Genomic DNA, 14,675 nt, shown 5'->3' on the forward strand with positions numbered 1-14,675 from the left:
AACCGCATCCCCAAGCTTGGGGCGCGGGTTCGATTCCCGTCATCCGCCATCGACAGCGGCCCAGTTCGATCAGGTGTAGCAGTCGCATCCGGGCCGGCAGCCGCTCCCACCCGTCTCGCTCCTCGGCGCAGCAGCCGGGGCGGGGGCGCAACAGCCCTTGCCCTGCCATGCGTCATGGCCTTCCTTGATCGCAACGGCGGCGATGACCAGCGCGGCGGCTGGGTCGGCCCATGACCAGCCGAGGGTGGCATTGAGGACCAGACCGACCAGGAGGACTGCGGAGAGATAGGTGCACAGCAGGGTCTGCTTGGAGTCGGCGACGGCGCTGGCCGAGCCGAGTTCGTGACCGGCCCGGCGCTGGGCGGCGGACAGGAACGGCATTACCGCGAGGGACAGGGCGGCGATGGCGATACCGGCGATCGAGCGGTCGGCCTCACCGGAACCGGCCAGCGCGCGGACCGAGTCGACGGCGACATATGCGGCAAGCGCGAAGAAGGACACGGAGATGATCCGCAGCGTGGCCTTCTCCCGCGCCTCGCGCACAGCGTGGTCACGGGCGGAAAACTGCCAGGCGACGGCCGTGGCGGAGGAGACCTCGATGACGGAGTCGAGGCCGAAGCCGATCAGGGCGGTGGAGGAGGCGAGCGTGCCGGCGGTGATCGCGACGATCGCCTCGACGACGTTGTAGGCGATGGTGGCGGCGACCAGCAGGCGTATTCGGCGGGCCGGCGACGGACCCGGCGATATCGATGCCATCAGCAGCAGCCCTCCGCCTCGGCATCCAGGCACGTCTTGTCGGCCTCGATCGCTACGACGGCGGCGCGCAGGTCGTCCAGGGCGTGGCCGAGGCGTTCGTCTGCGAGTTCGTAGCGTGTGCGCCGGCCGTCGGGCACGGTGACGGCCAGGCCACAGTCGCGCAGGCAGGCGAGATGGTTCGACAGCCTGGTCCGGGAGATCCCGAGCTGGTCGGCCAGATCGGACGGGTACGCGGGAGCATGGCGCAGCGCGAGCAGCAGGCGGCAGCGGATCGGATCGGCGAGCGCGCGGCCGAAACGGGCCAGCACCTCGATGTCAGGAGCGACGGTCAGCACACAACGACAGTACAAGACTTCCTGAATTCAGGAAATCATGGATTAATGTTGCCGCGGCCGGGTCCTCGCCTCCTGAAACCTGGTCGGCGCCGCGATCGGGGAAGCAGCGGCCCTGACTGTCACGGCCGCGCCCTTGCGCGAAGACAAGGGGAAAGCGCAGGTCACAGGGGGGCGCATGGGTCGTGGTGGTCGCAGGTGGTCGCACGAGACTGGAGGTGTCGACCTTTCCTCCGCCTCCTGGAGGCGATCCCCATGCGTACCACCGGCGACCGCGGCCGCAACTACCGGAGGTGAGGCTGCCGCGACACACTGCGTCACCAACTCGGAGCGCACTGCCCGCACCTGTTCGCTGACGGTGCCCACGGGACCTGGACCTTCGCCGTCGACGTCCCCGGCACCGCGCCGCGGCCGGACGACCGTCCGCCGTGGCGGCTTCGTCAGCCACGACGCTGCCGAAGGGGCGGCGGTTCCTGGAGGGCGAGGCCGGCGGGTTCAACGCCGACCCGAACCAGAGCGTCGCCGACTACCTGACCGCCTGGCTCGCCACCAAGGCCCTCGTGCTCAAGCCGACCACCATGGCGCGATACAGGGACCACGTCCACAACGATCTCGTCCCGGCCTTCGGGACCCTGAAGCTGGACGAGCTCGGGCACCGCCACATCGCCGCATTCGCCACCAGCGAGCTCGCCTCCGGCCGCGGCCGGACCACCTCTACCGGTGCCTGGCCACACTCTCCAGCGCCCTCGGCGACGCCTTCCGCCAGCACCGCCTCCCGCACAACCCAGCCAGCCCCCCCAGCACTTCACCGCCCACCGTCGCCGGAGCGGCGGATCTGGACCGCTGACGAGGCCGTCCGCTTCCTCCAGCACTGCCATCGGGCCGACCCGGAGATGGCCGACCTGTTCGAGTTTCTCATCGGCACCGGCATGCGCAAGGGAGAGGCCCTGGGGCTTCACTGGCACGACCTCCGCCTGCCCGAACGGGTTCTCTACGTCCGCTGCACCTCTCCGCGATCGACAACAACCACCTCGTCATCACCAGCCCGAAGACCAGGTCGAGCCGCGGCTGGGTGGCCATCTCACCCCGCGTCGCCGCCGCACTCCAACACCGGGCCCGGGCAACAACCCACTCCCGCGGCGATCCCTGTGATCGGTTCGCCGGACTCGTGTTCTGCAGACCCGACGGCCGGCCACTCCGCCCGCAGGGCGTACTCGACCGGCTCCGGAATCTGTCCGACGAAGCCGACGTTCCCCGCATCACCGTTCACGACCTGCGGCACCTCGCCGCCACCATCACCATCACCGCTGGCGTCCCGCTCACCGTGGCCTCCAAAACGCTGCGGCACTCGACCCTCTCGACCACCGCGAACGTCTACAGCCACCTCACCCAGCAGGCCGCCCGCGAAGCCGTCGACACCATCGACCACACCCTCACAGAAGTCGAGACAACCAGCCGCCGTACGGACCGGCCGACGTGGCTGCGACCACCAAGCGACCACATACAACGACTCCGCGAAGCCCTCAACCGCCTCCGCTCCCCCGCCCCGCCCGTGTTGAGCACCACGGCGGACAAGCCCAGAACCAGGCGTGCGACCACACTGCGACCACCAGGACTCCGGGCATGGAAAAGCCGCCCTCTCATGGATGAGAGAACGGCCTCCGACCTGCATAAAGCAAAGTCGGGACGACAGGATTTGAACCTGCGACCCCTTGACCCCCAGTCAAGTGCGCTACCAAGCTGCGCCACGTCCCGGTGCCCGTCTGACCTGGGGTTTCCCCCGGCCGAACGTGCATGAGAACAATACCGCACTTCCCGCGGTGGTCACGAACCGCTTTCCGGCCGGGTGACCCACACAGCATGTGTCCGTACGGCCACCCGGCGTGAAGAGCGCGCTTTCTAGGCCGTAGCGCCCCGGCGCACACCCGCACGCCGGGCAGCCGACGCACCGGACACGTCCCATCCGGTCGAGAACAGCGCTGAATCGGTCCTGCCCTGGCTCCCCGCCGGGGCCCCTGTGAAGCCTGAGGTGGTCGGCGGCCGGTCCGTACCGTCGGGCCGGGCACCACATGCCCATGGCATGTGGCAGAAAGATGCGCACCGGGAATGCCCTACGAACAGGACCCGTCGGGCCGCTACCATGCGGAACATAACATTCACGCAGAGTCAACAGTTCCGCTTTCAGACAAAGACGGTTGGGCGCTTGAGAGGCTTCGAAAAGATCAACATCATGAGGTAGTCGGCCTGTTCACGACGGGACCACTGCCGATGCACCACCTGCTCGAACAACGACGCGAGCAGAGGTTTCGCAGGGGAGGGCTCGGATGGACGGCTACTTCGCCAGTCGGATGCATCACCAACTCCGCGAGAACGTCAGGCACTTCGCGGAGACGGAGGTGCGACCGCAGATACCCGCCATGGAGGCGGCCCGGGGCGTGCACCGGCAGCTGTCGCGGCTGATCGCGCGGCAGGGCTGGATCGGCGCGACGATCGGCCGGGACCACGGCGGGCTGGGTGTGGGGCACCTGGGCAAGACGATCATCATCGAGGAGCTGGCCCGGGTCAGCGGCGCCATGGGCGCCGTGGTCCAGGCCTCGCAGCTCGGCGCCGCCAAGATCGTGCACTTCGGCAGCGACGAGCAGAAGAAGACCTGGCTGCCGCCGATCGCGGCGGGCGAGTGCCTGCCGACGATCGCGGTCACCGAGCACGAGTCGGGCGGTCACGTCCTCGGCATGACCGCCACCGCCGTGCGCGACGGGGACGACTATCTCCTCAACGGCCGCAAGGTCTACGTCGGCAACAGCCAGATCGGCGATCTGCACGGCGTCGTGGTACGGACCGGGCCCGGCTCCCGGGGGCTGACGGCGTTCCTCGTCGAGTCCGGTCGGCCGGGCCTGCGGGTCGGGCCGCAGCAGCCCACGATGGGCCTGCACGGCTTCGGCTTCGGCGAGCTCATCTTCGAGAACTGCCGGGTCCCGGCGTCCAACCGGCTCGGCGAGGAGGGCGACGGGCTGGCGGTGGCGTACTCCTCCAGCGTGCTGTACGGGCGGGCCAATCTCACCGCCGTCTCGCTCGGGATCCACCAGGCCATCGTCGAGGAGACCAGCCGGTTCTGCGCCGAGCGCGTCCGCTACGGCCAGCCGCTGTACGAACTGCCGTCGGTGAAGCTGAAGTTGGGGCAGCTCCAGTCGCGGCTGATGACCGCCCGGCTGGCCGCGTACCACGCGGTGCATCTGCTCGACCAGGGCCTGCCGTGCGACGCGGAGCTGATGAACGCCAAGCTGGTCAACGTGGAGTCGACCCTCGACTCGGCCCGTAACGCGATGGAGATCCACGCCGCCGCGGGGCTTTTCACGGACCGTCCCATCGAGCGTTATCTGCGCGACGCCCACCACATCTTCGCGCCGGCGGGCACCTCGGACGTACAGCTGCTGCGGCTCGCGGAGGTCGCCCTGGGCACGGCGAAGGGCCAGTGGTCGCAGCGGCTCTCCGACGTGGTGCGGATGGAGCCCGCGTACTAGCGCGCCGCCCGCATGGGCGGGCCCCCGGGCAGGCGCTCACGCCCTGCCCGGGGGCCCGCGCCCGCCGCCGTGCTCCGTGCCTCAGATCCCGCTGTCCTCCCGGCGGTGGATCTGCTCGACCAGCTCCGCCGCGAGCGACTTGATGGTCTCCAGACCCGCCCGCCCCCACGCCCGCGGTTCGGTGTCGACCACGCAGATCGTGCCAAGCGCGATGCCCGTACGGTCGATGAGCGGCGCGCCGAGGTAGGAGCGGATGCCGATCTCGTCGACGACCGGGTTCCCGGCGAAGCGGGGATAGTCGCAGACGTCCTCCAGGACCAGGGCCTTGCGGCGCACCACCACATGCGGGCAGTAGCCGTGGTCGCGGTCCATGAAACGGCCGACGTCGCTACTGGACGCGGCCACGGCGCCGAGGTCGGCGCCGGTGTGCGCACCGGAGGGGGTGTGCAGCCCGGCGAAGAACTGCCGTTTCTCGTCGATGAAGTTGACCATCGAGTACGGCGCGCCGGTGACGTCGGCGAGTTTACGGGCGAAGGCGTCGAAGGCCGCTTCGGGCCGCTCCCCGAGCCCCAGCTGCCGCAGGCGCCGTACCCGGGCGGGCGCTTCGTGGTCGACAGGCGTCAGCAGCAGATGGCCGGTCGGGTCGTACGTCATGACGGAGCTCCAAAGCTCGGCGCCGGGGCCGGGGTGGTGGTGAGCAGATGCTGGACGAGGGTGACCAGGGCCTGGATGCCGGAGCTGGCGATCCGGGCGTCGCACAGGACGACCGGCACATCCGGTTTGAGATCGATCGCGGCCCGGACCTCGTCCGGTGCGTAGCGGTAGGAGCCGTCGAACTCGTTGACGGCCACGACGAATCCGATGTCGCGGCGTTCGAAGAAGTCGACGGCGGAGAAGGAGTCCTGGAGCCGGCGGGTGTCGGCGAGGACGACCGCGCCGAGCGCGCCCTCGGAGAGCTCGTCCCACATGAACCAGAACCGCTCCTGGCCCGGGGTGCCGAAGAGGTACAGCACATGCCGCTCGTCGAGGGTGATGCGGCCGAAGTCCATGGCGACCGTGGTGGTGGTCTTGGACTCGATGCCCTCCAGGCTGTCGTGGGCGACGCTGACCTGGGTGAGCAGCTCTTCGGTGGAGAGCGGCTCGATCTCGCTGACGGCCCCGACGAAGGTGGTCTTGCCGACTCCGAATCCTCCGGCGATCAGGATCTTCAGGGCGGTGGGGAAGGCGTCGTGCAGGGGGTCGTCGCCCTGCCCGGGGGCCGCGGCGGGGTGGGTGTTCTCTCGGCGCTCAGAGCCGTCGTCGTAGGCCATCGAGCACTGCCTCCAGCAAGGAACGGTCGGTGGGGTTGCCGTGAAGCCGGGGCGCCCGTGCGGTGAGCGCCCCGCAGTCCACGAGATCGGAGAGCAGCACCTTGGTGACGACCGCCGGCAGGCGTAAGTGGGCGGCGATCTCCGCGACCGAGGTCGGCCCCTCGCACAGCCCCAGCGCGAGGGCGTGCTCGGGGCCGAGGGGTGACTGGGGCTCCGAACCGGTCGCCATCACCAGGGAGAGAAGGTCCAACGCGGCCGTCGGCCGGGTCCGGCCGCCGCTCACCGTGTACGGGCGGATCAGCCGGCCGGCCGCGTCGTCGAGCCAAGGCCCGTCCTGGGGGGACGGCACGTTCAGTGCCCCCTCGCGCCCGGGGCCGCGGCGGCCGCTCTGGCCGGGGTGATCAGGTATGGGCGGACGCTCTTGACCAGCATCGCCATCTCGTAGCCGAGGACGGCGGCGTCCGCCTCGCGGCCCGCGAGGACGGCCAGGCAGGTGCCGGAGCCGGCGGTGGAGACGAACAGCAGGGTGGAGTCCAGTTCGACCACGACCTGGCGGACCTCTCCGCCGTCGCCGAAGCGGGCGCCGGCGCTGCGGCCCAGGGAGTACAGGCCGGAGGCGAGGGCCGCCATGTGGTCGGCGCTGTCGGGGTCGAGGCCGTGCACGGATTTCACCAGGCCGTCGGAGGAGAGCAGAACCGCGTTCCGGGTGTGCGGGACCCGCTGGACCAGGCCGCCGAGCAGCCAGTCGAGGTCCGAGGAAGGGCCGTTCGGCACATCGCTCGCCATGGTGCATCTACTCCTTGGGAGATTCGTCGTGTCGCTGCGGTGCGAAAGGGGTGTCGCTGCGCGGGGGCTGGGACTCGGCGAGTCCGATCCCGCGCTGGAAGGCGGCCATCAGGCCCGGGTCGTGCAGCGGCGGCTCCTCGGCCCGGCGTACGGCAGGCTCCTCGCGCAGCTGCGGTACGAGGTGTTCCTGGGCGCGCCGCTTGGGCAGCCGGGGCCGGTCCGGGCCGCCGGAGCCGTGGTGGCCGCCGGGCGCCGGGGCGCCGGGCGGGGCCGCGGCCGGGGTGGGCCGCTCGCTCCGCTCGCCGCGGACGGGCAGGGGGGCGGGGGGTGTGGCGCCGGTGGCCGGTGCGGCGTGGTGCTGTGCCTGGACCGGGATGCCGGGCGCGGACGTGGTGTACGTCAGCGTCCGGGGGGCCGGTTCGGGTGCCGGGCCCGGTACGGCCCGGGGGGCCGGCGGGCCGGGGACCATGGACGCTTCGACGGTCCGGGGGGCGTCGGCCGGCGCGAGGCCTTCCGCCTCGGGGCCGAGGAGTCCGTGCGGCAGGACCAGGACGGCCTGCACCCCGCCGTAGATGTTCGACTGGAGCCGGACGGCGATGCCGTGGCGCCGGGCGAGGGCGGAGACGACGAACAGACCGATCCGGCCGTCCTGCAGCAGATGCGCCACATTGACCTGGTCGGGGTCAGTGAGCAGGGCGTTCATCTTGTTCTGCTCGGTGATCGGCATGCCAAGGCCCCGGTCCTCCACCTCGACGGCGAGCCCGGCGGCCACGTGCTGGGCGCGCAGCAGCACGGTCGTGTGCGGCGCGGAGAACAGCGTCGCGTTCTCGACGAGTTCGGCGAGGAGGTGGATGACGTCGGCGACGGCGTGGCCGCGCAGGGTGCCGTCGATCGGCGGCACCAGCTTGACCCGGGGGTACTGCTCGACCTCGGCGATGGAGGAGCGCAGCACCTCGGTCATGGTGACGGGGTTGGACCACTGGCGCCGGGAGATGGCGCCGCCGAGGACGGCGAGGTTCTCGGCGTGCCGGCGGATACGGGTCGCCAGGTGGTCGACGTGGAACAGGCCCTTGAGCAGCTCCGGGTCCTCGACCTCGTTCTCCAGCTCGTCGAGGAGCTGGATCTCGCGGTGCACGAGGGACTGGAGCCGGCGGGCCAGATTGACGAAGACCTCCACCTTCTGTTCGTTGCCGACGCTGCTGGAGAGCTGGGAGGCCTGGACGACGGCCGCCACGGCGGCGTCGTGGGACCGGTCCAACTCCTGTGCCAGCAGCTCGAATTCGTCGGAGCCGCTGGCGGGGGGCGGCGTCTTGGCGCGGGCCGGGGGGCCCTCGCCGCGGCGCAGCAGCTCGACGACGGTGCGCAGGTCGTTCTGGCCGCGGGCCGCGGTCCGGCGCATGGCCTGGCAGCGGTCCTCCACGGACTTGGCGGCGCGGTCCGCCCCCCGTACGGCGGCGGCCACCCCGGCGGCGGCCACCGCGGCGGAGCCGGCGAGCGCGGCCCACAGGCCGGGCGTGGGGACGGCTCCGGTGGAGCGGAGGGTGAAGAGCACCGCGGCCGCCCCACCGAGGGCGACCACGACGGCCGGCAGCACCGAGGTGCGCAGCAGGTGGGGGCGTATACGGGCTTCCGGAACGAGCGGCGCGGACCTCCCCGTGGCGGAGTGGGAACGGGCGCCTGGCCGGCCGTGCCGCCCGCCCTCACGGCGGTCCGGCCGCGCGGCGGGTGCGCGAAGTTGAGACATCAGCGTCCTTGGTACGTGGGCCCCAGGAATCGGCGTACTGCGAGGTATTCGCTTCGGCGCACGGATGGACACGGCTGAGTGCCATGAGCCCACCGTTGATCACCGGACACACACGGTAGTCGTGTTGCGTTCATGTGCGGTGGGCAGTTGACAACTTTGCCCGCCAAGCGTCCCGCTCTGGTATGAGGCCTCGTACGGCCGCCCGAAAACGCTGTGTTGACCGCCCGGGTCAGGCGGTGGGGGCGGCCTCCTGGGCGTCCCTGCCCTCGTCCCGGCCGCTGGCCAGGGGCTCCTTCGGGCGGTCGCCCTGGTCGCGGGGGCCTGGCCGCCGGGGATCGCGGGGCCGGTGCCGAGGGGCCCCGGCGCATGCGCGACATCGCGCCACCATGGCGCGTCCGGGACCTTCGCGGCGGCCGGCTCGAAGGGCTCGCCAGGCCGAGGCAGCGCGATCCGGGCGTCCGCGCCGGCGGCCGCGGCGAGGGGCCGGATCTCGGCCAGCAGGCGCCGTGATGTCCGAATCACGGAGCATAGGACCGCGGGACCCTACGCCCGGGTGTTGCGGACCATGCACACCAGCCAGGGCGACTTGGGAGACGGTTGTACGACCCCGATCTCCTCATAGCCCCAGCCCTCGTAGAGTCGCATCACATTGCCGTCGCCTGCACTGGTCTTGACCATGAGCGTCGCGTACGGTTCCGGCCGCTCGGTCAGGAGCTCGTCATGCATCTGCCGCGAGACTCCTATTCCTCGCCACTCCGGAATGACGCCGATCTCCTTGACCGCGACGGCGCCCCGGCCGGCGTACCTGCTGGGCGGAGGGGTGCTCGTCCGCTTCCACCAGCGGTCGCCAGGGGCAACGATGTTGCCGTAGGCGTATCCGACCGGCTCGCCGGTCGCCGCGTCGTGTGCGATGACGGCCGCCCAGCCCGGCTCGCCCGCGTGCCGGTCCAGGCGCTCCAGGAAGACACCCAGCTTGTAGTTCGGGTGGTGGAGCAGGTCAGCACGCACCTGTTCGTACAGGTTCCCGAGCGAGGTTCGGACTTGGGGGGTGTACCGGTCATGCTTGTGCATGCGGGCCGTGCGTTCTGTCACCTGCGGTTCTCCTTGACCTGGGCGGTGTGAGCCCGCCAGCGGGCAGTCTGCGCCCCGGCAGGCGCGATTTCGGCGAGCCGGCTGTCGAAGCTCCTGAGCATGCCCACGACTCGGGGGTGGGTCGCTGCGGCGTCCTCCCGCGCGGGAGAGGTCGACCAGGGCTCGTTCGTCCAGAAGCTGGAGGATCTTCTGGTGCAGCCGGCCCCAGACTCTGGCCCTGGACCAGATCAGGAACCAGCGGTGCACCGTCGACTTCGACGCTTCGAAGCACGGCGTAGTGCCCGCCATGCACAGCCGCTGACCAGCACGTAGATGATCGCCGCGAACACCGCCTCGTCATCGATATTCGCCACCCCGTCGCCCTGCGGTCTCACTCGCACCGGCGGCAGCAACGACCTGGCGATCTCCCACAGGCCCTCTGGCACGATCCATCCCCACCGCCCACTCCCCATGACCAGCCCAGCGGCCAACTGGCCATGTAGGACACGGTCTAAAGTTGTCCCCTCCGTGGAACGGGTTCATCCTGGATGGGTGGGCCCTGCTTCACGTGCAGTCCGCCAAGCCGCATCCGACGGTCGTGCAGGACGCCTCCGCGGCAAGGTGACGCCGGCGAGGAGGTGAATTCCCGGTGTCGCACATCAAGCACACCCTCGACATTTCCGACGCCTCCGTATACGGCCGATTCTGTGCACCGGCTGCGGCCGTAGTTACAACGGCGGCACCATCACCCTTCTGGATCCCGCCGGCATCATGATCCATGGCGTCTCCTACACCGCAGAGCAAGCCAAGCAAGAGGGTTGGCCTATCGTCTTTTGAGCGCCAGACCTGCGAGGATCTCGGTGCAGCCACCGGATCAGCGTTCGTGCCTTCGCTGGAGGGCAGACATGGGACAGCAGCTGAAGATTCCATTCGTGAGCGGGATGAAGGTGGGCCTAGGCTTCGATCTGCTGACCGGCAGCCCATCGAGCGCCCGGGTCATCCAGAACCCGCAGACCAGTCCGCCACAGACTGGCGGCGGGCAGACCGTCACGACGACCTTCCGCCTGGTGCAGGGGACCAACGCGCTCCAGGAGGCCTTGGGACTGTCCGCCGCAGTGTCCGGCAGCTACGCGGGTTTCTCCGCGACGGCGAAGATGCAGTTCGCGAACCGGTGCGCGGTAACGCAATACTGCCTGTACGCGGTGCTGGCGGTGGAGGTAATAAACTCCTGTGTGACGGTGGACGCGCCGGCTCTCGTTCCTGACGCGACCGACCTGCTGGCCACCGGGCAGACGGATCGTTTTCGTGAGCGCTTCGGCAACCGGTACATCTCCGGCCTGAAATCCGGTGGTGAGTACTACGCGGTATACCGCGTGCAGAGTTTCGACGAGCGGGAGCGCACCGACGTTGCGGCGCAAGTCTCGGCGAGCTTCCACAACCCAGCCTTGCGGTCCAATCTAAACGCTGCCGTCGAGAGCAGGAAGTCCACCTCGCGCAACGAGCTGAACGTGAACGTCTTCGTGTACTCGGCCGGCGGGATTAGTGAGACGGAGACGGCGCTGTCAGAGATGATCGAGAAGGCGCACAAGTTCCCGACCCTGGTCTCGGGCGGCCAAGCTATTCCCTATCAGGTCCTCCTCGACGAGTACAATGGGTTGAAACTCCCGGGTGACAATCTGAATTTCTTCGATCAGGAGCAGCAGACCGAGTGTCTCCTCTTCAATTCCCGGCTGCTGTACGACTTCACGACGCTGGTCAACGATATCGGATTTATCCGCAAGCATCTCGATCGATTCCGCAATCCGGACGGGTCACCGCCGGACGACGTGGCCCTGCAGCAGGCCCGTCAGCAGTGCCTGGCCATCGTCGACCAGTTGACCAGGGCCATCTCCGACTGCACCCGGGATGCCTCCACCTGTGTGCACTTCACCCAGTCACCCGAGGACTTCACAAGCCGGCTGCCGATCCTGCGCGCACCCCGGCCGGGTCTGCAGCGGGCTCCGCACCTGATCGGGACGAAGGCCGTAACGTACTCCGGGCTCTTTGACTGGACGAAGAACCGGGTGGTCGTGGACCTCCTGGGCGAGCAGGGGTTCTACTTCATCATCGACAACCCTGAGGTACTGGACTGGGGGGCCATGGGCACACCCCCGTTGCCCGACGCGGGCACCATCGTCGGACAGACTCCCGCGGACGGCACGTTTGTTCCGGGCGGCAGCGTACTGCACGTCAGAGTGTCCCCGCTGCAGGAGAATTTCGGACCGTAAAGCTGAGCGAGGCGACGATGGCGGCGCAGACAGAGATCCCGTTCCTGGACGGAATGAAGGTGGGCCTGGGCTACGACGTGCTGACCGGCGTAGCGACCAAGAGCCCGGCGGTGATGGGCACGTCGCTGACGGCGCCAGCGCAGGCCGGCGGGCAGATCGTGACGAAGACCCTGCAGATCGTGCAGGAGTCGAGCGTCCTGCATCAGGCACTGGGCATCTCCGTCGACGTGAGTGCGGGGAGCATGTTTGGTGATACCAGCGCGAAGTTCAAGTTCGCCAGCGACATCGCGGTGAACAGCTTCTCGCTCTACGTGGTGGTGGGCGTCCAGGTCTTCAACGCGACCCGGACGCTGGACAACCCGGTGCTGTCGGAGGAGGCTGCAGATCTCTTGCGGAAACATAAGACCGCCCGTTTCCGCGACCGGTTCGGGGACCGATTCGTCCTCGGGATCAAAACCGGGGGCGAGTACTTCGCGATCTACAAGGTGGAGAGCCTGGACACGACGGAATGCTCGTCGATCGCGGGGGAGATTCATGCCCGCGCAGGCGCACCCGGTGTCGCGGGCGGCTCGCTCGACGCCGACATCTCCTCGAAGATCGCCGCCTCCAAGAGCAAGCTCGACGTGAGCGTCTACGTCTTCCAGGCTGGTGGCTCCAATACAGGGACCGAGACCACCCTCGACGCGATCATGGAGAAGGCTCGCGTGTTCCCGACCCTGGTCGGAGTCGACCAGGGCGTGCCGTACTCGATGCTGGTGCACGACTATAGGGGACTGGCGCTCCCCGGCGACGAGCTCACGTTCATCGACGTGCAGAACCAGCAGGACGTGCTGACCTTCAATGCGAGCCTGATAGACGGGTTCAGCACCGTCATCAACGACATCGACTTCGTCCGCAAGAACATCGACCAGTTCAAGAACGCGGATGGCAGCAACGTCGATGACGCGGTGCTGGCCAAGGCGCGTAAGGACTGCTTGCAGCAGGTGGATGCGATCCGGTTGCAGATGTCGAAGTGCTCCAACGATGCCACCACGTGCATGCGCGTCCAGTCCGCTCCGGAGGACTTCGCGCGCCTGCTCCCGAAGATCGGGGATTCCACCCGGGTCACGGTCCCGAATATGGTGGAGCATTTCCCGATCTTCACCCTGGGCTTCTCGTTCCGCGATCACCACGATCTTCTCGTATCCCCGTTCCCGCTCGCGCCGTTTACCGCCGAGCCCGTCCCGTTTACCGGCGAGCCGATCGTCCTCGCGGGCGAGTTCGGAAACCTCGCGTATGTCGCTGACCTCGCCGCCGACGACATCCATCCACCATACGAGTTCGGTGGAGCAGTCTTCGTTAAGGCGCAGGACCCGCCAGGCGGGTCGGTGGTGTCGAAGGGGTCCACAGTTAAGCTAGCGCTGCGAATCGGCGACACGGCGCCGTGAGGCCGTCCGTACCGGCGGTCCGGACCGCCGAAGTTCGTAAGCGCAGTAGAGTGCGGCAACCTTGAGAAGACTGGCCGAGGCGCCATCGTAGGAAAGGATGGATTTCCTACGCAGTATGAGACCTATCTTCAAGTGGTGGCCGAGGTGTATCTCGAGACTGATGATTTCGGAAAGGCCGTGTAGGCAGGCGACCGCTTAGGTTTCATGAGCTCTCCATACGCGTGCAGGAGCGATGTAATGGACCTACTGCCGGTGGAAATCAAGGTCAATGTCGAGGGCGACGTGGCGGGAGCGATGTCGGCTCTCGGCGCTTCGCAGGGCGCGCTGATGACGCGTCGGATCTGGTTCGCCGAGGACCGGGTCGGTGTCGCGCAGGGGAAGCTACTGCTCCTGGACGGTGGAGTGATCGTACGCCTCAGGATCGGTGGCGGTCAGGATGACTTGGTCGTCAAGTTGCGTCCCTGTACCCGGGAGCAGCTGGTCGGCCGGTTCTCCGCCCCGTTCGAGGTGGATCCGCTCACGTACAGGATCGAGGAGGACTGGTCGAGGAACGGCCGCGTTCTGGCGGCTTCCCTGGTGCGCAGTCACCCACCGGGGGCATTGCCGGCCGCGGTGACACAGGGGTCCGATCCCGCCACGCTGTTCGACGAGGTGCAGGACCAGTTCCTGGATGCCTGCGCTCACGACGTCCAGTTCGACGGGCTTGTCGCTCTGGGGCCGATCTCCGCGACGAAGGCGGACGATGTTCCGCTCGAGGACCTGAAGGTCGACCTGGAGGCGTGGTCGGCCGCCGGCCTGAACTTCCTGGAGGCTTCGATCCGTGTGAAGCCCAAGGCCGGCGACGACGCGGAGAAGTTCAAGGAACGGGCCGAGCGCCAGCTGCGCAAGCTCGAAGAGGCGGTGCTCGAACGAGGGGTGATGCTGTCCGGGCTCCCCGACAGCAAGACTCACCGTGTGCTCACCGCTCTCGTGGCCGCCGCGCAGGGTTGAAGCGTCAGGCGTCCTCGAAGACCAGGTCATCGGGCTGGTGCGTCATCCTCACCGTGTGGCCGTTCGTCACCTCGACGATGTGGTGCAGGCCGGCGCGGCGTTCGCCCGTGGACAGGACGGAGTACCGGTCCTGGACACCGGCCAGGAAGGCGGGGTAGCACGACAGCGGCATGGCCAAGCGCAGGTAGTCGACGGTGCGGCGGAACAGCTTGGGGAGGATCACCACGTCGTCGGTCAGTGAGGCCAGCCCCGTGATCTTCGCTCCGGTGGTGGTCACATCGCTGACCCACAGGCCTCGGCGGGCCTCGCGTGCCTGCACGGCCACGGCGGCCATTTCCACACGAAGACTGGTTAAGACGTTGTCTCATTTGGCGGGTCGGTAATCTGTCGGTCGTGGTGGGGATTGTTGAGCGGCTGGTGCCGGACGAGTTGTGGGAGTTGTTCCAGCGGGTGGTGCCTGAGGCTCCTTCG

General features: G+C 68.6%; 12 protein-coding genes, 1 tRNA gene and 4 pseudogenes. 6 read left to right on the forward strand and 11 right to left on the reverse strand.

Translation table 11 applies throughout. The features are described 5' to 3' along the window. Positions 1 to 69: 69 nt before the first annotated feature. Both ACZ7LT_RS10475 and ACZ7LT_RS10480 read right to left on the reverse strand, forming a co-directional pair. Entirely contained in the window at positions 70 to 756 is a 687-nt protein-coding gene (locus tag ACZ7LT_RS10475; RefSeq protein WP_471235580.1) for a cation efflux transmembrane domain-containing protein, read from the reverse strand. After that, a complete protein-coding gene (locus ACZ7LT_RS10480; RefSeq protein WP_471235581.1) occupies positions 756 to 1,091 on the reverse strand; it encodes an ArsR/SmtB family transcription factor in 336 nt (111 codons plus the stop codon). The genes ACZ7LT_RS10475 and ACZ7LT_RS10480 overlap by 1 nt, the downstream gene beginning before the upstream one ends. A gap of 575 nt (positions 1,092 to 1,666) precedes the next feature. Between ACZ7LT_RS10480 and ACZ7LT_RS10485 the strand changes: the two are divergent. Together ACZ7LT_RS10485 and ACZ7LT_RS10490 are read left to right on the forward strand one after the other, a co-directional pair. After that, positions 1,667 to 1,975 (forward strand): annotated as a pseudogene (locus ACZ7LT_RS10485) (site-specific integrase); the annotation flags it as partial. Positions 1,976 to 2,124: 149 nt separating this feature from the next. Next, a pseudogene (locus ACZ7LT_RS10490) lies at positions 2,125 to 2,421 on the forward strand (tyrosine-type recombinase/integrase); the annotation flags it as partial. A 348-nt stretch (positions 2,422 to 2,769) separates the two neighbouring features. On the opposite strand, the gene ACZ7LT_RS10495 reads toward ACZ7LT_RS10490, so the two are convergent. After that, positions 2,770 to 2,843 (reverse strand) — tRNA-Pro (locus ACZ7LT_RS10495). A gap of 569 nt (positions 2,844 to 3,412) precedes the next feature. Between ACZ7LT_RS10495 and ACZ7LT_RS10500 the strand changes: the two genes are divergently transcribed. After that, the gene (locus ACZ7LT_RS10500) at positions 3,413 to 4,609 is read left to right on the forward strand and encodes an acyl-CoA dehydrogenase family protein (protein ID WP_471235582.1); all 1,197 of its coding nucleotides are present in this window, start codon (positions 3,413 to 3,415) and stop codon (positions 4,607 to 4,609) included. An 81-nt stretch (positions 4,610 to 4,690) separates the two neighbouring features. Here the strand turns inward: ACZ7LT_RS10500 and ACZ7LT_RS10505 are convergent, their stop codons facing one another. From ACZ7LT_RS10505 to ACZ7LT_RS10535, 7 genes and pseudogenes are all read right to left on the reverse strand, one after another. Next, a complete protein-coding gene (locus ACZ7LT_RS10505) occupies positions 4,691 to 5,263 on the reverse strand; it encodes a GAF domain-containing protein (protein ID WP_471235583.1) in 573 nt (190 codons plus the stop codon). Then, positions 5,260 to 5,919 carry a GTP-binding protein gene (locus tag ACZ7LT_RS10510; RefSeq protein ID WP_471235584.1) on the reverse strand — a complete coding sequence of 220 codons (660 nt, stop codon included), beginning with the start codon at positions 5,917 to 5,919 and terminating at the stop codon, positions 5,260 to 5,262. Before ACZ7LT_RS10510 ends, ACZ7LT_RS10505 begins: the two co-directional genes overlap by 4 nt. Continuing rightward, positions 5,897 to 6,268, reverse strand: coding sequence for a DUF742 domain-containing protein (locus tag ACZ7LT_RS10515; protein WP_471235585.1), 372 nt, complete (start codon positions 6,266 to 6,268; stop codon positions 5,897 to 5,899). Before ACZ7LT_RS10515 ends, ACZ7LT_RS10510 begins: the two co-directional genes overlap by 23 nt. Positions 6,269 to 6,270: 2 nt before the next feature. Next, a complete protein-coding gene (locus ACZ7LT_RS10520) occupies positions 6,271 to 6,705 on the reverse strand; it encodes a roadblock/LC7 domain-containing protein (protein ID WP_471235586.1) in 435 nt (144 codons plus the stop codon). A 7-nt stretch (positions 6,706 to 6,712) separates the two neighbouring features. Beyond that, complete coding sequence (locus ACZ7LT_RS10525; protein ID WP_471235587.1) at positions 6,713 to 8,449, reverse strand: sensor histidine kinase; 1,737 nt, start codon at positions 8,447 to 8,449, stop codon at positions 6,713 to 6,715. 543 nt (positions 8,450 to 8,992) lie between these two features. Next, positions 8,993 to 9,541, reverse strand: coding sequence for a GNAT family N-acetyltransferase (locus tag ACZ7LT_RS10530; RefSeq protein ID WP_471235626.1), 549 nt, complete (start codon positions 9,539 to 9,541; stop codon positions 8,993 to 8,995). Positions 9,542 to 9,652: 111 nt separating this feature from the next. Beyond that, positions 9,653 to 9,993: pseudogene (locus ACZ7LT_RS10535) on the reverse strand (transposase); the annotation flags it as partial. Between the two features lie 432 nt (positions 9,994 to 10,425). Between ACZ7LT_RS10535 and ACZ7LT_RS10540 the strand changes: the two are divergent. The 3 genes from ACZ7LT_RS10540 to ACZ7LT_RS10550 all read left to right on the forward strand — a co-directional run bounded on the left by ACZ7LT_RS10540 (position 10,426) and on the right by ACZ7LT_RS10550 (position 14,204). Beyond that, entirely contained in the window at positions 10,426 to 11,787 is a 1,362-nt protein-coding gene (locus ACZ7LT_RS10540) for a hypothetical protein (protein ID WP_471235588.1), read from the forward strand. A gap of 17 nt (positions 11,788 to 11,804) precedes the next feature. Beyond that, a complete protein-coding gene (locus tag ACZ7LT_RS10545) occupies positions 11,805 to 13,214 on the forward strand; it encodes a hypothetical protein (RefSeq protein WP_471235589.1) in 1,410 nt (469 codons plus the stop codon). A gap of 237 nt (positions 13,215 to 13,451) precedes the next feature. Further along, positions 13,452 to 14,204, forward strand: coding sequence for a hypothetical protein (locus ACZ7LT_RS10550; protein WP_471235590.1), 753 nt, complete (start codon positions 13,452 to 13,454; stop codon positions 14,202 to 14,204). Between the two features lie 4 nt (positions 14,205 to 14,208). Here ACZ7LT_RS10550 and ACZ7LT_RS10555 read toward each other — a convergent pair. Further along, positions 14,209 to 14,565, reverse strand: a pseudogene (locus ACZ7LT_RS10555) (nuclease); the annotation flags it as partial. Positions 14,566 to 14,675 lie beyond the last annotated feature (110 nt).

The organism is Streptomyces sp. NPDC039465, from assembly GCF_055639315.1.